At 35.4% G+C, this 23291-nt stretch carries 21 protein-coding genes; 15 read left to right on the top strand and 6 right to left on the bottom strand.

From position 1 onward, the window contains the following. The first annotated feature begins 185 nt into the window (after positions 1 to 185). Genes FJ213_04970 through FJ213_04960 form a run of 3 tightly spaced genes read left to right on the top strand, consistent with a single transcriptional unit; the run spans position 186 to position 2399 of the window. The gene (locus FJ213_04970; protein ID MBM4175511.1) at positions 186 to 671 is read left to right on the top strand and encodes a hypothetical protein; all 486 of its coding nucleotides are present in this window, start codon (positions 186 to 188) and stop codon (positions 669 to 671) included. 3 nt (positions 672 to 674) lie between these two features. Continuing rightward, on the top strand, positions 675 to 1250 hold the full coding sequence (locus FJ213_04965; GenBank protein MBM4175510.1) for a hypothetical protein: 576 nt from the start codon (positions 675 to 677) through the stop codon (positions 1248 to 1250). Positions 1251 to 1265: 15 nt separating this feature from the next. After that, positions 1266 to 2399, top strand: a complete 1134-nt coding sequence (locus tag FJ213_04960) for a hypothetical protein (protein ID MBM4175509.1) — start codon at positions 1266 to 1268, stop codon at positions 2397 to 2399. A gap of 70 nt (positions 2400 to 2469) precedes the next feature. Here FJ213_04960 and FJ213_04955 read toward each other — a convergent pair whose 3' ends face one another. Continuing rightward, positions 2470 to 3201 carry a DUF547 domain-containing protein gene (locus FJ213_04955; protein ID MBM4175508.1) on the bottom strand — a complete coding sequence of 244 codons (732 nt, stop codon included), beginning with the start codon at positions 3199 to 3201 and terminating at the stop codon, positions 2470 to 2472. A 154-nt stretch (positions 3202 to 3355) separates the two neighbouring features. Here FJ213_04955 and FJ213_04950 point away from each other — a divergent pair, with 154 nt between their 5' ends. From FJ213_04950 to FJ213_04905, 10 genes are all read left to right on the top strand, one after another. Further along, positions 3356 to 3739, top strand: a complete 384-nt coding sequence (locus FJ213_04950; protein ID MBM4175507.1) for a hypothetical protein — start codon at positions 3356 to 3358, stop codon at positions 3737 to 3739. A gap of 301 nt (positions 3740 to 4040) precedes the next feature. Then, positions 4041 to 4424, top strand: a complete 384-nt coding sequence (locus tag FJ213_04945; GenBank protein ID MBM4175506.1) for a hypothetical protein — start codon at positions 4041 to 4043, stop codon at positions 4422 to 4424. A gap of 16 nt (positions 4425 to 4440) precedes the next feature. Then, positions 4441 to 5814 carry a type II secretion system F family protein gene (locus FJ213_04940; GenBank protein MBM4175505.1) on the top strand — a complete coding sequence of 458 codons (1374 nt, stop codon included), beginning with the start codon at positions 4441 to 4443 and terminating at the stop codon, positions 5812 to 5814. 2 nt (positions 5815 to 5816) lie between these two features. Further along, positions 5817 to 7610, top strand: coding sequence for a type II/IV secretion system protein (locus FJ213_04935; GenBank protein ID MBM4175504.1), 1794 nt, complete (start codon positions 5817 to 5819; stop codon positions 7608 to 7610). A gap of 1 nt (position 7611) precedes the next feature. Next, positions 7612 to 8880 carry a twitching motility protein PilT gene (locus FJ213_04930; protein ID MBM4175503.1) on the top strand — a complete coding sequence of 423 codons (1269 nt, stop codon included), beginning with the start codon at positions 7612 to 7614 and terminating at the stop codon, positions 8878 to 8880. Further along, positions 8880 to 10415, top strand: a complete 1536-nt coding sequence (locus tag FJ213_04925) for a hypothetical protein (protein MBM4175502.1) — start codon at positions 8880 to 8882, stop codon at positions 10413 to 10415. Before FJ213_04930 ends, FJ213_04925 begins: the two co-directional genes overlap by 1 nt. Continuing rightward, a complete protein-coding gene (locus FJ213_04920) occupies positions 10412 to 11305 on the top strand; it encodes a hypothetical protein (protein MBM4175501.1) in 894 nt (297 codons plus the stop codon). Before FJ213_04925 ends, FJ213_04920 begins: the two co-directional genes overlap by 4 nt. Beyond that, entirely contained in the window at positions 11302 to 12564 is a 1263-nt protein-coding gene (locus FJ213_04915; GenBank protein ID MBM4175500.1) for a type II and III secretion system protein, read from the top strand. Before FJ213_04920 ends, FJ213_04915 begins: the two co-directional genes overlap by 4 nt. Positions 12565 to 12577: 13 nt before the next feature. Next, positions 12578 to 12949 (top strand): response regulator, encoded by a 372-nt coding sequence (locus FJ213_04910; GenBank protein ID MBM4175499.1) that lies wholly within the window; start codon positions 12578 to 12580, stop codon positions 12947 to 12949. Further along, positions 12949 to 13647 (top strand): response regulator, encoded by a 699-nt coding sequence (locus FJ213_04905; GenBank protein ID MBM4175498.1) that lies wholly within the window; start codon positions 12949 to 12951, stop codon positions 13645 to 13647. The genes FJ213_04910 and FJ213_04905 overlap by 1 nt, the downstream gene beginning before the upstream one ends. Before the next feature lie 3 nt (positions 13648 to 13650). On the opposite strand, the gene FJ213_04900 is transcribed toward FJ213_04905, so the two are convergent. The 4 genes from FJ213_04900 to FJ213_04885 all read right to left on the bottom strand — a co-directional run bounded on the left by FJ213_04900 (position 13651) and on the right by FJ213_04885 (position 19227). Then, entirely contained in the window at positions 13651 to 16032 is a 2382-nt protein-coding gene (locus FJ213_04900; GenBank protein ID MBM4175497.1) for a PAS domain S-box protein, read from the bottom strand. Between the two features lie 15 nt (positions 16033 to 16047). Continuing rightward, on the bottom strand, positions 16048 to 17424 hold the full coding sequence (locus FJ213_04895; protein ID MBM4175496.1) for a sigma-54-dependent Fis family transcriptional regulator: 1377 nt from the start codon (positions 17422 to 17424) through the stop codon (positions 16048 to 16050). Positions 17425 to 17502: 78 nt separating this feature from the next. Then, complete coding sequence (locus FJ213_04890; GenBank protein MBM4175495.1) at positions 17503 to 18282, bottom strand: hypothetical protein; 780 nt, start codon at positions 18280 to 18282, stop codon at positions 17503 to 17505. A 90-nt stretch (positions 18283 to 18372) separates the two neighbouring features. Then, positions 18373 to 19227, bottom strand: coding sequence for a WYL domain-containing transcriptional regulator (locus FJ213_04885; GenBank protein ID MBM4175494.1), 855 nt, complete (start codon positions 19225 to 19227; stop codon positions 18373 to 18375). A 147-nt stretch (positions 19228 to 19374) separates the two neighbouring features. On the opposite strand from FJ213_04885, the gene FJ213_04880 reads away from it, so the two are divergent. Together FJ213_04880 and FJ213_04875 are read left to right on the top strand one after the other, a co-directional pair. Beyond that, the gene (locus FJ213_04880) at positions 19375 to 20295 is read left to right on the top strand and encodes a polyphosphate kinase 2 family protein (protein MBM4175493.1); all 921 of its coding nucleotides are present in this window, start codon (positions 19375 to 19377) and stop codon (positions 20293 to 20295) included. After that, positions 20292 to 20765 carry a nuclear transport factor 2 family protein gene (locus FJ213_04875; GenBank protein ID MBM4175492.1) on the top strand — a complete coding sequence of 158 codons (474 nt, stop codon included), beginning with the start codon at positions 20292 to 20294 and terminating at the stop codon, positions 20763 to 20765. The genes FJ213_04880 and FJ213_04875 overlap by 4 nt, the downstream gene beginning before the upstream one ends. 89 nt (positions 20766 to 20854) lie before the next feature. Here FJ213_04875 and FJ213_04870 read toward each other — a convergent pair whose 3' ends face one another. Then, complete coding sequence (locus tag FJ213_04870; GenBank protein MBM4175491.1) at positions 20855 to 23008, bottom strand: T9SS type A sorting domain-containing protein; 2154 nt, start codon at positions 23006 to 23008, stop codon at positions 20855 to 20857. Positions 23009 to 23291: the final 283 nt, after the last annotated feature.

Genomic DNA, 23291 nt, shown 5'->3' with positions numbered 1-23291 from the left:
GAAGCGGATGAAATACCTCCATCAATAATGGATGAAAATAATAAATGAACGCTTGTAGCAATAAAAAATCGCAATTGTCTGAGAACCTAAGATTCATATTGAATTTTCATAGAATTATTCCGATTATATTACAAGAGAATTCGGGAGTTATTGAATAAATTTAAAACTTATGACGAGACAATAATATGAATACCGGTCAAACTCTAATGGTAATAGTTGGTATTTTACTGCTGACTGTATTTATCCTAACAGTTTACAGGGCAAGCACAGCCAGAATAACAATTTCATTAGTGAATGAAGCAACAATTTCGGCCACTGGAATAGCACAATCGATTATTGATGAAATACAGATGAAAGCATTTGATGAAAACACGACTACAAGCGGAGTCTCGAGCACAAATTCTTTAACTGCTGTTGGATCACTTGGCCCAGAAACTGGTGAAACTCAAAGTACTCTATTCGATGATATAGATGACTACAATAATTTCACAAGAAGTGATTCACTTTCAAGGATGGGAACGTTTAATACAAAGGTTCAAGTTTATTATGTTCAAAAAATGACTCCCGAGACAAAAAGTTTATCGAAAACTTTTACTAAAAGGATTGATGTATTTGTTTTTAACTTCAGTTTAACGGACACATTGAAATTATATCATATTGTTTCATATTAATAGATGGGAAATCTCATTGACATATTGACTGCTACAGTAATTGGAGCTGTTGTAATTTTGATGATAATAGGAATAAATTTTTATATAGAAAATTCTTCGAGGGATATAATCAACTCAAATATGGCTCAAACAAATATTACCGAACTTGGTGCTGTAATTGAGTACGATTTTTATAAGATCGGGTACAGAATTACCGGCAATAAAATAGTTACAGCAGATTCTACTGAAATTAAATTTTATACTGATATGGATAATAACGGCAATGCAGATACTTTGAGATATTACATTGGTTCGACTTCTGAATTGACAGCTACACCCAACCCTAATGATAGACTGCTGTATCGGGTTTATAATAACGAAACGCCAAAATCTTCAAACTTAGGGGTTGTTAATTTCAAGTTAACATACTATGATTCAGCCGGTAGTCAGATAAATTATGGATCGTTAAATAGTCAAACGCATAGAAATCGAATACGAAGTATCGGCGTTTATTTGAAAGTTGAATCACCATATCCAATAGAGGGTGTTTATACTGGAGCCGAATGGAAAAAAATTATCAGGCCAAAAAATTTTAATTAACGAAGGAGATTTTTCATGGGACGATTAGTTTTAATATTACTTTTGGGCAGTATTTTAATTTTTGGAGTAATTAGTATAACTGTAAATAGATCTACAAACGATTCAACACAAGATACTGTTGAATATTTTAGTGATGTAAATGCCCGAAATATTAGCAATAGCATGGTCGAAATGATACTATCACAGTTATCCGATAGTTCTTCGTGGAGAGTGCCAACGCAATTATCCAAAGCCTTTTTTGGAGGGGTTGCATACTACTCTGTTATAGATACTTTTTTTGCGGGAGATAGTCTAATTAAAATATCTGTTACCGCAAATTATATGAATGTGAATAAAAATATTGCCACTTATGTTAAGTTTAATAAGGGATTTGTTCCCCCAGTCGTAAGAGGAGCTTGGACTGCAAATAGTACATTAAATAAAACAATCAGTGATATGTATATCGATGGTAGAGATCATGACCTGAAAAATAATGTTATTCCTAATTCCGGAGTTTATGGAGTTTCTACTAGCGTTGATTTTGTTAATACTGAGAAAGGCTACATCGGAGGGACAAAGAATGGTATCGATTATCCACCCTCCTTTCCTGAAAATCCTAATTCAATAGAGGAGTATTATGATTGGGGCGGTACATTCCCAACATCTCCTGATCAAATTTTGGGTTATCCAGAAGGAACATTAAAAAGTATTGCTGTGAGTGGTGCAGAAGGTAGCCAGTATGTAACAGATCCTAATGTTCTCTCATTACCTTTAAGTGGAGTAACTTATATCGAAATTCCAAATAATCAGGAAAAGAAAATCGAATTAGGGAATTATTCAAATAATAAAGGAATTCTTGTAATACATAATCCGAGTGGCACCACAAGGATTAAAGAAACACATGCAAAATATGCATTTCAGGGTTTGGTAATTGGTGATTATATGTTTCATTTCCATTTAGATATTCTGGGTGCGGTTTTGCTTTTATCGCCCAACTTAGAAACCAGTAAGAATTGCTCAGGTAATCGGGATCACTGGATTAAATTTTCTTCTGCTTCGATTAAAAATGCCACTTCGATTGTTGCAAAAAGTGGTGGTGGTGGCGGCGGTTATGCTTCTGGCTATGGATTTGCCCAGAAAAGAGTTCAAATACAATATTGGTTTGAGTAGATATACTTAATGTGACTCTTAAGGATCCTATTTGTTAAATATTTTTTGGGACTTAGAAGAATTAATAGAATTATTTTTTATTTAATGTCCAATCAAAAGGAGTAAATTTCATTTCAACTTTGTTTAATTTAAGGAAGCTTCTATCATTGATAGGAAGATAAGGTAAAATAAAATTGATAATTGATCCCGCTTCACTTTCAAAATCATCTTTGTACCATTTAAATAATTCAGATAAAAAATAAGTTTTAGTTTTTCTATCTAATCTGTTTTTTAGTGTATCTTGTATAAAATTTTTAAAATTTAGCTCAAGAAATTTATTCAAAGAATTCGATTCATAGGCGCGGTCATTGATATATGGAAATCCATTTGCCGCTCCAATCAAGGCAAAATGTACTAACGGATTTTGAAATTCTGATGAAATAAAATCATTAAGACTCTCTAAATTGAATTCCATCCCGGCTACTACAAATCTATGGACAGTAAAAAAGTTCTTATTAACGTTTTTAATCCCAATGTCCGACACGACATTTTTTATTACATGTGCATTATAAGCATTAATAAAGAAGGCTAACTTTTCATCCTCACTTTCCAATTTGCTTAAATTGAAATTAGACAAAGATTTAAGATATTGATCAAATTTAGTATTATTTAAGAAACGATTGTAATCGATTTTTCCCTTGTATGTACTAATACGTAGCATCTCACTAAAAACAAAATGACTAAAATTTTGTGCCAGTAGACTGTTCAATAGAATTATACAAAAAAAAGTAACTTTTGGAATAAACGCTCTGATTTGTCTCATATCATTTTAACCTCGTTTTAATTTAAAATAATATTTTTTTGTTGATTTTGAATATTATTTTTATAACATTAGTGAAGAGAAACGATTATGACTAATAACTATTTAATAAAACTTTTTATAATAATTAACAAAAAGCATTAGAAGGAGAAAATAAATGGGACAACAACAACTTTTATTAATCGTGCTCGGTGTTATTATAGTTGGAATTGCAATTGTTGTTGGGATTAACATTGCAACAACGAGTGCACAGAGTTCGAACCGTGACGCAGTGATTGCCGATTTAAATACTATCGGAAATTACGCACAGCAATATTACCGTAAACCGACTGGAATGGGTGGAGGTAATAATACATTTACAGGATGGACAATACCTCCGGCAATTGACACAACAGGAAATGGAACATTCGCAGCAACAGTTGCAGCACAAACAGTTACAATAGTTGGAACTGGAACTGAAACCGGTAATGATGGTTCGGCTAAAGTTAAAGCTACTGCAATAGTCACTCCTACAGGAATTACAGTAACGATTAATAATTAGCTTTTATAGATTTACAAAGAAGCGAAGCCTCTGTTATTGTTATCAGGGGCTTTTTCATTTTTAGGGCTTTATTTATTTCATGCTTAAAATGGGAAGGAAGCTTTCACTGTGGTGGGGTAGTTTAATAAGAAAAATTTCTAAATTTTTTACTGGACAATGATATAAATTTTTATATAATTGCATTTAGGAAATGTCTTTAATTAATTGTTATAACTGATTATATTATAACAGTTTCTTTTATGAAAAGACTGAGTGTTGGTGATAATTTATTATTACTGAAAAGTAAAAAGGAGTTCCGAAAATGGGTCAACAGCAACTGTTATTAATTGTGCTCGGAGTGATAATAGTTGGAATCGCAATCGTTGTAGGAATTAACATTGCAACTACAAGCGCTCAGAGTGCGAATCGAGATGGATTAATTTCAGATCTTAATACATTGGCTAATTTTGCACACCAATATTATCGCACTCCAACCGGAATGGGAGGAGGTGGGAATACTTTCACTGGATGGACAATCCCAGTTAATATCGATACAACCGGTAATGGAACGTTTACTGCGACTGTAGCCGCGCAAACCGTAACGATAATCGGAACTGGGAATGAAACTGGGAATGATGGTTCGGCTAAAGTAAAAGCTACTGCAGTAGTTACAACTGCGGGAATTATTGTTACAATTAACAACTGATGAATTTGTGTGAATAATGGCTGAATATAGATTTAATGCTATTACAACTTCTGGTAAAAACGTAGCTGGAATAATTTACAGTAACAACATATTTACAGCTAAGAAAAAAGTCAAGGAAGTAGCTACACGGAATAAGCTTGTAATCAAGGGTATTAAGAAAAAATCTGGTTTTTTCTACAAGGTTAAAAAATCCGGCACTCCAAAACCTATCTACGGTGAACAGAAAGCATATACACGGAAGGAAGTTGAAGAGGCATTATTAAAACTTGGGTATCAGGTAATATACGTTAGAAAGAAACTTTTCGATTTCCAAATGAAACCGCCTACTTCGGATATAGTTTCGTTTGTAAGAATCAGCGCAGACCTATTAAACGGAAAGCTTTCTTATGGTGAAATTCTTCAATTAATGATCAATGACGTGACAAATAAAAGTTTACGTGAATCATTGAGGGAAATCAACAATGATTTGAAAAAAGGTGAAGACAGTGAAAAAGTTTTTAGGCGGTACGAAAATGTATTTGGCAATTTTACCTGCTACATGCTGGGTCTGGCTTCGAAGAGCGGTAATATGGCTGAAGTTTATACAGCCACAGCAAAATTTCTTGAGAGGCAGCAGGAATTTAGAAAGAATTTAAAAAGTGCTATGTTGACACCAACCATCACAATAGTAGTTTTGATCTTGACCTGCCTCTATTATATTGCCGAAGTTTTTCCAGCTACTGCCGAATTATTTCTGAATTTTGGCATCGAATTACCTCCAATGACCGCTGCAACACTGGATCTTAGCTACTTTATTCAAGATAATTATCTCTATCTATTTTTAGCATTCCTCCTTCCTGCAATTGGATTGTTCTATTATAGTTCGACTCATCAGGGGAAAATAGTTCTTCATCGTTACATGATTAAAATGCCGATCATTGGAAATTTGGTTCACAAAACAGTAATTGAAATTTTTTGCCGTGTGTTTTATTCTTTATATACGGGATCAGCAGAAAATATCGAACCAATAAAAATTGCAGCCGAGGCATCAGGGAATAAATATTTCGAAGATCGAATAAAAAATGTTGCGATCCCTTTGATGATCAAAGAAGGGAAGGGCCTGACTGATGCTTTTGAAGCATCTGGAGTTTTTTCAAAAACTGCTTTGTCAAGATTTCACTCGGGTGAAGAAACGGGCACCGTAAAAAATTCGGCACTTCAGATTGCGAATTATTATGAAAGCGAAACAACTCATAAACTGAAATATTTAATTGAGGGAATTCAATTGGTAATTGCCATGATAATTATGGTAGTAATTACAGCGTTGACAGTTGTTTCCGCTGAAACAGCAACAATTCGCCCGAAGACCCCAGGAGTTCAATTTATCAACTTTATAACGGGACTATTCTAACGATGAGCATCGAGACTTTAGAGCAAACTGATAAAATTGGTTTTTGGCTGCTGCGGAAAGGATTGATTGATCTTCCGACATTAGAAAAAGCGCTCCAAACAAAACGCAATGACAAATCTGTCCCTCGGCGAAATCTTGCTCAAATTCTTGTTCAAGATTTTCAGTTCGATCACGATCAGATTTTTCATGAAGTTGCAAATATTTATGCTTTCAAAATATTCAGTACACATTCCTATCCGTTAGCTGATAAGGAACTTGAATTTATCAAAAAGCTAATGGATAAATTACCGGATTCCTCGAAAGCATATTGTCTTGAAAATAGAATTATTCCGATATCCTTTGATCCAAAAATGAAGGATAAGCTGATCATTGCATCGACTGATCCAACGAACAGGTACATTTCGCAAATCGCTGCTGGTTTTGGAGCACGCAAGTACGAAATTATTTTCATCACAAAAAAAGATTATGACGACGTAATAAATAAAGTTATTCCTCCCGATAATCCATTCTTGAGAATGTTTGAAGAAGTTTCTGAAGAAATTGCGGTTGAACAGGCTCAAGAAGAAGGAATCGATGAAGCCGCACTTGAAGCAGAGATATCCAAAAGTGCATTGATCAATCTGATAGAAGCCTCTTTAGTTGAAGGTGTCAGAAAAGGTGTAAGTGATATTCATTTTGTCCCAAAATCAGGGATGAAGACGGAAATTCACTTCCGTGTTGATGGCAATCTTTCACTTTGGCATGTGCAAGAAAACACATATCCTGAAGCGGTATTATCAGTAGTCAAAGATAGGTCGAGAGGTTTAGATCGTTTCGAGAGAGAATCTGCCCAAGATGGATTCATCCAGAGAAATATTGATGGTACAATCATTCGGTTTAGAGTTTCAATTCTTCCGATGGTTGGAACCGAGTTGAGCACGAAGTTTGAATCCTGCGTAATTAGAATTCTTGACGATAGAAAAGTTATAACTGATATTAAAAAGCTTGGTTTCGATGGAGTTGCGAATGACTTCTTCATGAGGTCAATAAGTAAACCACAAGGGATGGTTATTATGACCGGACCGACTGGTTCTGGAAAAAGCACAACACTTATTGCCGCGCTTTATCAAGTAATAGATCCAACAGTAAACGTTTTAACTGTTGAAGATCCTGTTGAGTATGTAATTCGTGGTGCGAGGCAATTAAAAATCGGACCAAAAATGAATTTTGAACAGGCGATCAGATCAATTCTACGGCATGATCCTGATATCGTCCTGGTAGGAGAAATGAGAGATAAAGAGACGGCGGAGATCGCAATCAAATTAGCCAATACCGGTCACCTCACCTTTTCAACTCTTCACACAAATGATGCCCCAAGCGCGGTCTCCCGTCTTTTTAAAATGGGAATTGAACCATTCCTCTTGGCCTATGCAATAAATATTATAGTAGCACAAAGATTGATCAGGAAGCTCTGTGAAAACTGCAAAAAACCAGCAAAGAGTTTTGATAAGGAACTTGCGAAAGCCGCTGGTATGACAAAACAACAAGTTGAAGAAACAAACTTCTATGAAGCAGTCGGTTGTCCTATTTGTTCAAATACCGGTTACAAGGGAAGAATGGCAATTCACGAGGCTCTCTATTTTTCGAAAGATATACGCAAATTGATTGTTAATGCAGGTTCCGATATTGATGAAGAAGCATTGCGTATTCAGGCGAAGAAAGACAATATGTTAACGCTCCGTGAATCAGGATTTATTCGTGTACAGAATGGTTTAACTACTTTAGAAGAGGTGGTATCTTCAACAACGGAAGAATAGTATGTTCATAGAAACGAATACAAAAGAATTTGAAATATTAGTAAAGGACGTTCGAGAGATTATCTCCAATTTGAATGAAAACGTGCCGAAAGAGGTCCGTGGTGTGGAAAAAATCTTATTTTGTAGAAATTTCCTTGAGGAGATGAACCTAGTAAAGAGGGCTGCGCTTAGGAAATTTGTCGAGTCGATTCTTTTTGATATGCATAGAGTTGAAGCATCCGATTTGGATTTTGGAGGAGCTGGAGGATTAAACAAGTTTTGGATGAGAATACACGGGAATAAAAAGCCCATGGGTCATCTGCCAGAATTCACAAACACAGAAATGAATGTTTTTATTCTCAACGTACTTACTGAAAAGCAGACCGAACTTCTGCTGCAATACAGAAATCTAGATTTTTCAATTGATATACGGGAAGAGAAACCATTTTTAAGAGAATATCGATATCGAGCAGATTCATACTTTGAAATTGATGAATTGTCATTAAATGTTCGTGCAATTCTTGCAACGATTAGACCTTTCAGTGCCTTGGAGTTACATCCGAGTGTCGCAAAACTCATGAACATCAATTTTTTGAAAGAGGGAATGATTTTAGTCACTGGAATCACCGGCTCGGGAAAATCTTCTACGCTGGATTCAATAATTGATGAGAATAACCATGCATCCAACGGACATATAATAATAATCAGTTCACCTATCGAATATATTCACAAATCAGACAAATGTATAGTAAGGCATCGAGAAGTTGGACGTGATGTACTTTCATTTAAAGAAGGCACCATTCAAGCATTAAGGCAGGATCCAGACATTATTGTTATCGGCGAGCTTCGCGATAACGACACAATAGTAGCTGCCCTTGATGTTACCGATAGCGGTCACAAAGTTTTTTCAACATTGCATACTTCTTCTGCCGTTGAAACACTTGATAGAATAATTGGAGAGATAGAAGTAAATGAGCAAGAGAGAGTGCGTGTCCGATTGGCAGACGTACTTCGCTGCATAGTATCCCAAAAACTGGTTCCTACTGTTGATGGGAAACGTGCACTGGCTAAAGAGGTTTTAGTTGTAACGTCATCTGTTAAATCAGCAATTAGAAATAATAATACAACTGAGATCTATCAGATGATTCACCAGGGGAATGAGCATGGAATGATCACGATGGAGCAGGATTTAACTCGGTTATACCGCCAGAGACGAATTACTTATGAAACCGCAATATCTTATGCAAATCAAAAAACGAGAATTCAACAATTATTAGCGAGTAAAATGTAATGAAAAAAATCGTTGGAATTTTTGTTGATGGACCCGAGACAAAAGTCGCCATTCTTGAGAAATCGGGGGCTAAGCTATCGATTTTAGAACTGTTTTCTTTTGGCGGTGCGGGGCTTAGAGATTTTGAATTTAAGGCAGAAACAAATGAAGAAGGATTCGTTGTTGATGACTCTGCAATTCTTCTCACTGAGGACGAAAGCAAGCTTGAAGATAAATCAGAGAATCCTTTAGTTGGTTCTTTATCTAGGTATCGAATTAAAGATTTGGTATTCATCCCGAGTGTTAGCGAACCGCATGTTTCGTACCATCTACTATCCAATGTAGAAAAGCTAAATGCTAAAAATCTAAAAAAATTGATGCTCGAGAAATGGCTTGAGTCACAGAAATCTTCTGCATCTGTTGAAAATATCAATTCTGTTGATTTTGGAGATGGGAACATACTTTCCATTTATACGAATGAATATTTCCCTGTTCTTAAGCATCTTGATGATATTGCTGCAAGTTTTAACGTAAAGAACTTAAAAATTCCGTACATCACAAGTGCCGATGCATTACTCGCCGATCATGTATTGAAAAAATATCATCTTGAAAAAGGGAAAACTTATCTCATTGCCTATGTCGGTGTTGAATCTTCGAGATTAATATTCATTCAGGATAACAAGATTAAGCACATGTCTGATTACCTCAGCGTGGGAATTCAGACTCATGGATTTCACGACACAATTATAAGTAAAATATCCTTAGAGATGGATATGGCTCAAATTGCTGAATTGCATAAAATCTTTTTATGTGGTGAAGTAATTGAGTCGACTATACAACTGACTTTTTATGGCAGCTTTCCACTATCTGATATTGAGATACTTCAATTTAACGGATGGGATCTGACGAGACTCAGTGAGGAAAAAAGAACTCAGATTCCTGTCTATACATTAGCTATTCTGCCTGTTCTGAATTATCTCAAGCCTGACACAAAGGCTCTGCCAAAAATTAATTTACTTCCTGAATCTGTTAGAGAATCACAGCGAGTATTTAAACTTGGTACACTTGGATATGCACTTCTTGCTCTAATATTTTTGATGGTGGTTTTCTTCACTCAAAGGTTTGTTGGAAATAATAAAGAGATTGCAAATGTTCAATCGCAAATTGATAACAAGCAATTAGTGATTACAGAGAACGCTGAGATGGTCAGCCGTGTGGAACAGCTTCAATGGAGAATAGAATCTGGACTTCAAATTCAGCAAACGCTTGATACACTTGTTCAAGGGGCAGAGATGTGGACCAACATTTTGAAAAAGATTCAGGAATTTCATCCTGAAAGTAAGAAGATCTGGATCACAAATATCGCTGCAACCGATGGAAGCGTAAATATACAAGGTGTTGGTATTAATCGGCATATCATTCCAGATTTTTCAGATTATTTAGAGAACTCCATTTTGAAAAATATAATCAGTCAAGAAATTAGAGAACGTGGTGTAAACAAATTCGAAATTAATATGAATCCAGATAAATATGGATACAGGGGATTAGCGCCATGAGTCATGAAACTAGAAACACAATAATTTTGATAATATTATTTCTTGTAATCGGTCTTGGTGCGGGTTATTACATATTTATTTCTCAGCCAAAAACACTTAAAGCAAAGAATGTACAGTTGAATGAGTTGAATCAAAAATTCACTGATACAAAAGCTCTGGCGATTACATACGATTCATTAACCCGTGAATCGGAAAGGATTGATTCAATTTTGTTCAATAGGACGAAAGCAATCCCATTTCGCGAATCAATGACTGATACGTATAATGATGTGATCAGAATTTCTAAATATTTTACTCCATATACACGGATGGACATAGAATATGAAAACACAGAGCCGGTTGGTGCTGCTTCAATTGATCATTTCATTTTACACGGACAGGGAGATTTTAATGACGTTTTTAGGCTATTATATGAATTGGAGAAGTCGAAAAAACTTTATAAAATCAAAAGTGTGAATCTGAAAAATTCAACGTTAACGAAAGGTTCTGGTGAGATTCTATACCAAGTATTGTTTAATATTAATTTAGATTCCTACTTTACTTCCGATAAAAATCTTGCACTAAATTATGAAGAGGCATCGGATAAAAAATATTTTAAAATTTCTGACTACTTTTATCCTCTCATTACGCCCGATATTCCCCCTAATTATGAAGAACTGCTGGAAGTTGAAGGTGCATCTTTACTTGCAATCATTCCTGATGGAGTATTCATTATGGATAAAAATGGAAATTCTTACACTCTTATGGAAGGCGATCCCGTTTATCTGGGATACTTAACTAAAATTGATTACGACCGTCAAAAATGCGAATTCATGCTTAATCGCGGCGGTATAGTTGAAAAAATTGTTTTAGACTTAAAAAGTTTCAATGTAAAGGAGACTAAACAATGAGAACATTTATTTACTTTTTTGCCGTTCTCTTTTTAACTACTTCGATGGCTCCTGCTCAAAGTCAAAGAGAAATTCGAACTATTGTGTCAAATGCTCCTGAAGAGATAGTGTCGTTATCCGGATCTCTTCCGTTTAATCAGGCAATGCAAATGCTCAGCAAATTAAGTAAGCAGTACATGAGTAAGATTATTGTTCTTAGTGAAGAAATTATTGAGCCAATCGGAATTGACATAGTCTCAATGAATTGGTACAGAGCTTTGCTGCTGATTCTTAAATATAAGGGATTGGAATTTGCCGAGACGCCGGAATATTTTAAAATTCTTCCAAAAAAAGCTGGATTGCTCACTATGCCTGAGGAGATGAAAGGTGTAGATATGTCCACTAGGGAAGTGAGTATCTCAGCAGTATTTTTTGAGCTTGATGTGCAGAAGTCAAAAGATGTGGGAATGAATTGGAAGTGGCTGCTCTCCAGTAAAAATAATAAGTTTCATTTCGGAGGAGAGTTAGGTAAAGTTGATCCAACTTTATTGGATCCTACCGGAGGTACATCAACAACTACTGGTACAGCTCAACAGGAGAAAACTTTTAACTTGGGTGTAAGTACTGAGTCAAATGACGTATTAGGAATGTTTGGTAAGGCAACTGCGATGTTTAACTTCTTCGAGCAGAATCAGATGGGTGAAATTATCGCATCGCCGCAAATCTCTGTGAGAGATCGGATGAAGGGAGAGATTCAAGTAGGTGCAGATTTCTCAACCCGTGAAAAAGACTTTGCAGGTAATACTGTTGAAAGATTTTATAATACTGGTACGATTATTAGGGTCACTCCATACGTATTTGAGGAAGATGGGAAGAATTACATTTTAATCGATCTTGATGCTGAGAGAAGCTCTGCAATACCAGGCCAGATCACTACTGAGATCAAAAAAACGAAAGCTTCTACCAATGTAATTTTAATTGATGGAGAAGAGACTATTATTGGCGGTTTGTATATAACAGAAGATAAGGTTGAAAGGAATGGTATTCCAATACTGAAAGATTTACCATGGTGGGTGTTTGGTATAAGATATTTAGCTGGATTCGATTCAAAAGTGTCAGCCAAAAAGGAATTGATAATCTTACTTAAAGCGAAATTAAACCCAACTCTCGAAGAACGGTTTGCAGAAAAAAAACAGGACAAAAATCTGATCCAAGAAAGACGTGATCAGTATAATAAAGACTTTAAGATTCATCAAATGACGCCAATTGACGAAAAATAAAAGGTAAGTTATAGTGAATGCTTTAGAAACAATCCTAGTAGTCGATGACGATATAAAAATGACAACTATCCTCAAAGAAGAATTAACTTCTGTAGGATATGATACCCAAGTAGCAAACGATGGAGCAGAGGCGCTTGAACGGCTCCAAAATGAATTTTTTGAATTAATACTTTTAGACCTCCGAATGCCGAATGTAAACGGTATCGATGTTCTTAAGGAATTAAACAAGCGTGGGTATCCTGGTAAAGTAATTGTCCTGACTGGTTACGCAGATGTTGAAGATGCAATGGAATCTCGTCGGTTGGGGGCAACGGATTTCTTAAGCAAACCTTATGATCTTGATGAACTGCTAATCACTATAAGGAAAGTTTTACATTCACAATAATGATAACTCAATCCGAACAATATAAAATTCTCGTAATCGATGATCGTCCTGATAACGTTTATTATCTTCAATCAAGATTGCAGCATGAGAATTTTCTCGTGCTGACAGCTTTTTCAGGAAAGGATGGAATTGAAAAAGCAAAAGGCGAAAAACCAGATTTAATACTTCTTGACATCATGATGCCAGTAATGGATGGATTCGAGGTTTGCCGGCAGCTTTCAAAAGATACCAGTACAGCATTAATTCCAATTATTTTAGTAACTGCAAAAGTTGATGCGAAAGATGTGGAAGAGGGCTTGAAAGTTGGTGCTTTCGACTATATAAAAAAGCCATTCGATAAAGTTGAATTAATTGCACGCATTAATTCAGCAATTAGATTTGCTGAATATCAGCAAAGAGCCATTCGTAATGAAAAATATCAAATCTATGAAGCTACGGTAGTTACTGCTAATCACGAAATTAAGCAGCCGCTTACTTTAATGTCACTCGCACTAAATGCAGTAAAACGCGAATTGAACAAAAAAGATTTGAGCAAAAAAGTGTTAGAAGAAAAAGTTGCTTTAATTGACGAAGGTATAACAACCATAACTTCAATTTTGAATAAATTAAATGCCTTAAAAAATCCTGCACTTTCAGCTTACGACAGAGAAATAAAAATGATAGATTTTAACGATTTGACAAAAAAGACAAGCAGCTAGGTTCTACTCGCCGGTAAGAGTTGCATCAATTAAATCCAATAAGTTCTCAAATTCGTAGGGTTTCTCAATTATCCTCGTTACACCAATTGATTTTAAGTTAACAATAATATTTTCTTCCGTAACACCAGTAGCTATAAATATTGGAAACAGTTTATTCACTTCACCAATTGATTGTAAAACATCAAAGCCATTCATATCATCTAAGTGATAATCCAGGATTGCAAGATCTATTTTTTCTTGTTCAGCTAAGAATAAATGGATTGCTTCAGCTCCCGAACTAGCTTCTAAAACCTTATACCCTTGCAATCTCAACATTTCAGAAAGAAGAGTCCTTATGGTGTTCTCATCGTCAGCGAGAAGGATCGTGCCTGAGTGAGTCGCATTTCTTGAGTTTTTTACCGCGGAAGCTTCTAAAGAACTTGCTTTATAAGGAAGATAAATATTAAAAGTTGTCCCTTCATTAAGCTCACTCTCAACAATTACAAAACCGCCGTGCGAATTGATTATATTATAAGCAACGAATAATCCAAGTCCAGTTCCTTTCGAGCTATCTTTGGTCGTAAAATAAGGATCGAATATTTTTTTCAAGTGCTCTTTCGTAATTCCGGATCCTGAATCTGAGATTGATATGCCTAAGAATCTACCGACTTTTATGTTAGCATTTTGATTGTAATCGTTTTGGGAAAAACTTTTTATATCTGCGTTAATTGAGATTTTACCAGTATCTGAAATAGCATCCCTGGAATTCAATACAATATTTACTAAAACTTGATGCAATTGCGAATAATCGGCTTCGAGCTTCGGGAGATTTTCTGAAAGGGAAACTTCAAGTTGAATTCTAGCTGGAAGAATTTGTTTGATAAAGTGAGTTACTTCTTCAATTATTTTTTCCGCAGTGAAAACACTCTTCTCTGGCGGAGTTGGTTTTCCGACATTTAAAAGATTTTTAGATAGAGTTGTGCCTCGGTCTAACAAAGAATCGATACTATTAATGTATTCGATATTTTTTTCGTCGATAGTTTTATGCTTTAGAAGACCGATAGCGCCGCGGATTCCTGTAAGAATGTTATTAAAATCGTGAACAACCCCGCTTAAAAGTGCTGTAGCAGTTTCAAATTTTTGAGTTTGTCTTAATTTATCTTCTAATGTCTCTTGAAATCTTTTTCTATCAAAGTGATTAAGTACGAACAAATAAATCGAAATGAATGAGTTCAAAGCATCTATAGTGTTTTTGAAAAATTCAAATTTCGAACTTGCTATTAAAATCAAACCAATAATTTCTTTTTTGACTGTAATGGGCGAAACAATGATATCCTTCGATTTTAATATTCTCTTAATTGCAAGTGATATCTCCTTATCGTCTTCCTTGTCGGAAATGAAACTCGAGCTGTTTAATGTAATCCATTCATATATTTTTTGAAGATGTGTAGTTACATCCAATTTATCAGATTGTTCTAAATGAGAATAAGATGAAGAAATATCTACTACTTCATCGCTTACATTGGCAAGTATTCCAATATTACTTTCTGTAAGATTTACGCACCTTGATAGAATTTCTTTTTCGAGAGTATGGAGCTCGGCTCCACTCAGTAATAATGAAGAAATTTCTCTTAAATCTCTTTGAAGCCGTGCATTTAAATGATTTAATTTTTCTGAATTTCTTCGCGTGGTAATGTCTCTTGAAATATAAATTAAACCCAGAGGTGTATCAGTAATATCACTCAGCAAAGAAACATTCCCTTCAACCCACATGACCGAACCGTCCGCTTTATATTCTTCGCGCAAAAAATAATAAGTTCGATAAACTTCCAGTTCCTTGGTCATTTGTAGTATTACTTCGGTATCCGGCTCCGGGAATAAATTAAAATCTTTATTTATAATCTTGTCAATTACTTCATTTGACTTCCTGCCATAGATCTTTTCAGCTCCTTTGTTCCAGAAAAGAATACGGTTATTGAAATCAGTTGTATAAATAGCATCCTCAACATTATCAAGCATATCTAATTGCGAAAGATATTTTTCGAGGACAGATTTTCTCTCAGTAATTTCTTCAAGAAGTACAATGGCTATATGTTCAGATGTGTTTTCGTCCTTAGTTGGATATGCAGTAGCCAAGAACCATCGATTATTGTTGGGATCATATTCTTCTTCGGAAATAATTTTATTATCCTTGAAGGCACGATAAGGCGTACAAATTTCGGCGGAATCAGAATTGTTTATCGTTTTATGATAGGTGTGGTTTTCTATGTAATCTTTACCGTACCAAAATGTAAGAACATCATTAGCCCATTTAATATTGAATTTTGTGTCGACAATGCAAATACCAAAACCTGCGGAAGAAAATGTTTTTATTAGGTCGGGGAAAAATTTACTATTTAGGTTCAAGTTTTTCCTTTATGCTCACTCAATATTATATTTTTTGATCTTTGAGTATAAGGTTTTCTTGCTGATTCCGAGCTTGTTCGCTGATTTATCACGATCCCAATTATTCTCCTTGAGTACTGCTTCAATGTGAATCTTTTCAATCTGTTCCGATGAGTATTCAGAAAGGGGTTTATCAAAGATTTCACTCTCTTTAATAGTCGAACCGTTACTTTCAGCAGCAGGCAGATAATTATAATTAAAGTGTTTTGGGAAAATTGTTTCACCATCACTGAAGATTAGACTGCGCTCAATTAAATGTTCCAGTTCTCTTATGTTGCCTGGAAATTGATGTGTTAACAGAAAGTTTTCAGCCTCCTCTGATAATAATTTTATAGACTTAGATTTTGATTTCAGCTTTAAGAAAAAATTAGCGAGAGGAATTATATCATCTTTCCGATTACGCAAGGGGGGGGCAACCAAAGTTATCACATTCAATCTAAACAGAAGGTCCTGCCGAAATTTTTTCTCCTGCGCCTCTTCTTCGAGGTTTTTATTTGTTGCTGCAATTATTCTCACATCCGATTTACGAGTACTCAAACTTCCAATACGACGAAATTCGCCTGTTTCAAGAAATCTTAAAAGCTTAGGTTGGATTTGAAGAGAAAGCTCGCCGATTTCATCCAAAAATAGACTTCCGCCATTGGCAATTTCTACAAGACCAAGTTTTGTATTTTTTGCATCTGTGAATGAACCTTTTTCATGACCGAATAATTCACTTTCGAATAACGTGTCTGGAAAGGAGGCACAGTTCAATGTTACGATTGGTTTAGAGTTTCGCGGACTGACAGAATGAATATATTTCGCTAATAATTCCTTTCCCGTTCCAGTTTCACCTTGAATAAGGATTGGCAGCTCAGAATTTGCTGCTCTGCTGGCAACTTCAAGCAATTGTTTAATGGTAGGGCTTTCTCCGATTATATTTATTCCTTGCCGTTGTTCAATTTCCTTCGAGAGAATAGTAATATTAGTAAGCAGATTTTTCTTTTCAATGCTTTTTTCAACGATTTGCAGCAATTCATCCATTCGAAATGGTTTGTTGATGTAATCGTAGGCCCCAAGTTTCATACATTGAACGGCTGTATTTACGTCTGCTGAACCGGTCAACATTATTACTTGAGTGAAGGGGGTATTAGACGATGCAAATTTTAGAACTTCTATTCCAGGAACTCTCGGGATGTCAAGGTCAAGCAGTAAAATGTCGTAAGGAGATGCTTTCAATTTTTCAATTGCATCGTCCCCGGCATTCACGGTGTGACATTCGTATTCAGAAGTTGATAATTCTTCTTGAATCGAGTTCGCTATTTTAATATCATCATCACAAATGAGGATAAATCCTCTCTTTATACTCGCCATATATGCTCCTAATGGCTAAAATATAAAAATAATTTTGCAAATCTCCACTTGTTATTTTTTAAGGATTATCAATTTCTATTAAACAGCCTGTGCCATCAAGAATTGGCCATTCGGCTCATTCTTTAAGTTCAGCTTTATCATATACTTCAACTCATCGAAATGAAAAACCTTGGGTTCGATTGTATTATAAACATTTTCCCTGGTGAAGTTTATCAGAGCATTTTGTCTTACGTCTTCGATACTAATTATTTCGACATTATGCACATCTTCATTAATATCTGACCGTTCAATAATAACAGTGTCGCCAGACTTGAGGCTCCTGCTGTCAATGAATTGGAAATTGAAATCAATTGTTGTATCAAATACGAACTTGAAATCTTTAAACTTCAACAAAAAAGCCTCTTCTATTATTTCGCCGTATAAATGTTCATCTTTTTCGAGCATAACTTTATAGCCATCCATATAGTAAAGATTGTGCTCTCCATTTTCAGAAAAGATAAAAGTCCCTTGTTGGAACTGTTTTGAAAGTGATACCATAGTTTTCAAATCCGGCTTTAATATAAAAAATGATATTTCACGTGTGTTTATTGGCTCTTTAAAATTGATCATCCACCTTCCTTGAAATTTAACATAGTTTAAACCAAGCCGTTGAAGTTCAATCTCCAGTTTTTTGACTTCGATTTTTTGAATTTTATTTTTTGGATTTTCAATCCCTTGGAGAGTTATTACTCCAAAACCATTCTTTTTGAAAAACTGAATTATATTATTCAGTGAGTGAGTCCCCAGTACAAAAATTTCTTTTGTCTGAATCGCTCTATTATTTCTGCCAATAAGCTTTAGTAGATTTTGGTTGCTCATTTTCTTTCTCCTTTTTGATGCAATTATAATTTTCTGAGAAAGAAAATTGGTATCATTTAATGATACTTTTTTAATAATGGATTTGCCCGATTAGTAGTTAGAAATGGCTTCTTTAGCCAAACGGATTACTTCCTTTTTCAATGACACTGGTGATATCACTTTTACACCTTCACCGAATGAAATAATCCAAGTTGCTGCTTCTGCAAGGGAATTTACCGTCGCTTCATAAATTATCGAACCATCACCGAAGTCTTTTATTTTTTGCGTTTCAATATACTCACGTTCTTTTATGAATTCAGCCCACTTCTTTGAAAATTGAATCTTAATATCATAATGCTCTTTTCCGACCCAGCTTCTGAGTGAAAACTTAAACATCGAATCAATTACATCATCTGAAATTGGAGAAAAACTTTGTGAGGTCTTTTGCACGGATTCAATTTTAGATATAATATACTGTTTGATTATTCCATTGTTTTCAGCGAGTACCCGCCAATCGTTGCCAGATTGAAAGATCCTAATTGGATTAATCCGAATATCTTTTTTAAGTACGTCGGCTTTTGAATGATAGCTAATCAATAAAATTTTATGAGTTTCAATTGCATCCTGTATCTGAATTATCAAGTTCAGTGATTTCAATCCATGTTTCTTTATTAGCAGCGAGGTCGCTTTATCATGAAACGACTCAGAGTAAGAAAAACTGATATACTCAAGTATTAATTCCTTTAATTTGCTATTTGAAATAGTAGAGAGAATTCGAATACCTTTGTTTTTTGAAGAGTGAATGTCAACTCCTTGAGATCGCAATTCTCGTAAGTCTCTCTTAATGGTTAACTCCTCGACATCGAACCTATCAGCTAAATCGAAAGTTGTGAAGACATTTTCACCTGAAATCGCGGATCCAATAATTTCCAATTGACGTTTAATTTTCTTTTTGTATTCTGACATATTCACATATAAGATGCAAAATCATTCTTAAAAGAAAAAATGATTTGTATACAATTAATACATTATTCGACCGTAAATATCCAATTCGATTGAAAGACATTGTTAAATGTATTACATTGAAATAAATTATTTTAGACGGTATAAAAAATGACAAACGGATTTAATACAGAAAAATTTTTAGTGCGAGAAGGTCAAAATGTAGACCTTAGTAAATACGATCCAAAATTCACTGGTGAGTTTACAAGTAAGGTCGATGTTAAATCTCTTTTAAAAACCAATAGAAAAAAATTGAGCCGACTCCAGTCGAAACTCTATGCACAAAATCAATACTCATTGCTGATAATACTGCAGGGGATGGATGCATCTGGAAAAGATGGAATAATCAAAAATGTAATGTCGGGAGTTAATCCGCAAGGATGTCAAGTGTTCAGTTTTAAAGAACCATCGAAAGAAGAACTCGACCATGATTATCTTTGGAGGATTCACAAAGCAATTCCAGAACGTGGTAGGATAGGAATATTCAACCGTTCACATTATGAAGAAGTAGTAATTGTTCAGGTCCATGATTTGATCCGTAAACAAAATATTCCTCAAAAGCTAATAACCGAAAACATCTGGCGTGAAAGATATAAACAGATAAATGACTTTGAAAAGTACTTGTTCCAAAATGGTGTCATAATCTTGAAGTTTTACCTGAACATTTCTATTGAAGAACAAATGGAAAGATTCATTTCAAGGATTGATTCAGAAACAAAAAATTGGAAATTCTCACTTAAAGATATTGAAGAAAGAAAATATTGGAACGACTACATGAAGGCATACGAGGATGCATTTTCCTATACGAGTAAAGATTACGCACCTTGGTACATAATTCCATCAGACAGAAAATGGTTCTCCCGCTATGCAGTCAGCGAAATAATAGTCCAAAAATTGGATAAATGTGAACTTACTTATCCCCTTTTAGATGCTGACACAAAATCCAAGTTGGAACTAATCAAAGAGCAATTCCTGAAAGATAAAGATAGTACTCAATCCACGGATCCATCCAATTCGCAGAGGTTATCATGAAGTATTTTGTTTTGTTAACATTTTTCCTCGCCTCGCAAGCAGTTTCTCAGCAAGATGAAAACACGATGGTAAATAACCTATTAGATAGTTGGCATAAATCCGCTGAGATTTCTGACCAAGAATCTTATTTTAATTTCATTGATGCTGAGGGAATCTTTTTGGGAACAGACGCTGAAGAAAGATGGACTAAAACCGAATTCTTGAAATGGTCAGCTCCATATTTTGAAAGATCGTCTGCCTGGTCATTAATTCCGATTCGCAGAAATGTGATATTTTCGGGGGATACGGCGGTCGCTTGGTTTGATGAAGATCTTGAAACTGGGATGGGACCTTGCCGAGGTTCTGGAGTCCTAGTGAAAAAAGGAAACAATTGGAAGTTAGTGCATTATAATCTTGCCCTCACTATTCCTAACGAAGCTGTTAAAGAAATTCAACAGATTGTCCAAGAGAAATTGAAGTTAAGAAAATAAGTTTGGGTTCAAGCTCGGTTCTTTATTTAGAGAGTTGATTAAAAAGAAAGAGTGCTTCCCGATTGGGAAGCACTCTATGATAGAGAGAGTTATTTGAGGAGTAACATTTTCTTAACACTGATGAAACTGCCTGCCTCAATTCGGTAGAGATAAACTCCGGAAGAAAGTCCATTCGCATCAAATTGAACTTCATGATAACCAGCGTTTAACTCTTGGCTCACTAAATTTGCCACTCTTTCACCAATCAAGTTATAAACTGCGATCTTTACATTAGCTTTTTCAGGTAATCCAAATCGAATAACAGTGTTCGGATTAAATGGATTTGGATAGTTTTGCATTAATTTATATCCGTTCGGTATCGTGCCATTCGTCTTATCTCCAACTGAGGTTGTTGAAGTCGGACTGACTAATAAATCTGCATCTTTCGATGAGTTATTCGCATAATCAACGGTTAAGCTAGGCGTAGTTCCCTGTAAGTAACCGACCGCATCAACAGCAAGTGTATAATTTCCAGCAGGCAAATCTTCTATAGAGTATTTGCCATCTGCATCTGTTTCAGCTGATCCGGCAATATTCCCCTCAACATCGACCGCGAGGACTATTCCACCGACTAAATTATCACCTTGTGTAGTTCTAACTTTTCCGGCAATCACAGCGAAGCCGGTATCGGTTCTTGCAAGAAGATTTATATCCAATGCTAATAATACTCCTGTTTCTGTGACTGTTACAGTATCCGCTTGTCTCCAGGTTTTTGCTACGCCGCTTTGTTTGTAATATCCTGGGAAGAAAGGAAATCTCGGGATTGCTTGAATGATATATTTACCTGGTTCGAGATTTTCAATTAGATAATTTCCGAGCGAATCTGATCTGGTAGATTTGAATGGTCTGAATCCTATATTCAACAACCGATAAAGAGTAATATGTGCTGGAACACCCTCGCTCGAAGTGAAGTGTTTAACTTGTCCGCTGACACCATTTGCATATACTGGTTTCAAATCCATTGTAAAGTTGATGTCAGTTTTATTTTCATTTACGAGGATTTTATCTGCCTCGAGGAAAGATCTTTTATTATTCCAATATTCCGGATAGTATGTATGATTAAACGGTTTTGCAAATACAACATATTCCATTCCGCCTATCACTCTAAAATTGTAATTACCGAGACTGTCAGTTACAATTGTGTGATGAAGTGGGACTATTGAGGGATTTGGATTTGGAGTATTGCGAATTAAAAATACTGTCATAGCAGATCTTACCGGCTCACCAGAAGCATTTTTTACCCATCCGCTGATATTATAAAAAACCGGTGGAGGAACTTTGCTTAATCCTGCTGATGCATTGAATGGAGCAAAATCTCCTAGTAGAATTGAATCCGCTGTTCGGAAATCTGATTTGTCATTGTAAAATTCTGGAATGTAGGATGCTTTTAAATATTTGATTTTATACCAGCCAATAGGAAGAGCTTTATTGAAATTTCCGGAATTGTCAGTATATGTTAAATCATGTCTGTTCGCACCAAGATTTATAAAATAGACTGCAACACCAGATATCGGGCTGCCTGTAGAATCATCTGTGACAGTTCCGGTGATAAACCCAAGTGGACCATAAACGAAAATCTTAAATCCATGAAAAGCAACCCCGCCTTTTGAACTTGTTGCTTTCACTTGAACATGGAAATCACCGCTCATTGTTGGTGTCCAGAGAATTAATCCAGTCGATGCATCTATTGTCATTCCATCGGGACTTAATTCTAAAGAGTAGGTGATAACTGCTGTTGGATTGTTGCTGACAGCGTTTGCATCATAAACAAATTGCACACCGACTGAACCTGTTCGTGGAGGTTCGCTCACAAATTTTACGAAATCTGGAATTGGGGGTGTTGTTACTGTCGCATGATTGGATTCTGGACTGATTCCTGAAGAATTGAATGCCTTAACGTAGTACTCGAAAGTTTTTTCCGGAGTTACATTATAATCAAAAAACTTTGTGCCGCGCCAGCCATCCATGATCATACGAAATTCCGTTGAATTTGGATCTTTCCGAAAGATTTTGAAATGATACATTGTTGGAGTTGGGGAAGACGGCATAGTCCAATTTAATTCAACAAAACCGTAAGCATTTGTTGGTGTCGGACCGTGTGTCCTGAATTCCGCCGTTAGATTTTCCGGCGCTGGTATTTGTGCAAAAATAGATGCAGCAAATAGCAGTAGAAAAAATGCTGTATACTTATTTATTGTTTTCATGTTGTCCTCTTTTGTTAATGATTGAATTCATTGCAGTTTGAGAGTCAATAATAATGCCGAGGTTCAGTTTTGGGCTATTGGGAATATGTAATATTATGAAAAATCTGCAGGATGAGTGATAATTAGTTTTTTTGTGGATTTTTTCAAGATTTAAATGTAAAAATTCCAAGAAATTCATCTAAAAAAAATTTCCTCTCAGAATGGAATAGTTTTTCGCAAGTTTGGTACTACGCAGAATTTTCGCAGTTGACGAATTTTTTTCATGGATAAATTGATTTATCCA

The sequence above is a fragment of the Ignavibacteria bacterium genome, assembly GCA_016873845.1.
Classification (GTDB): Bacteria; Bacteroidota; Ignavibacteria; order Ch128b; family Ch128b; genus JAHJVF01.
Note: the sequence above shows the minus strand (reverse complement) of the source record. Positions and strands in the feature narration are given on the sequence as shown.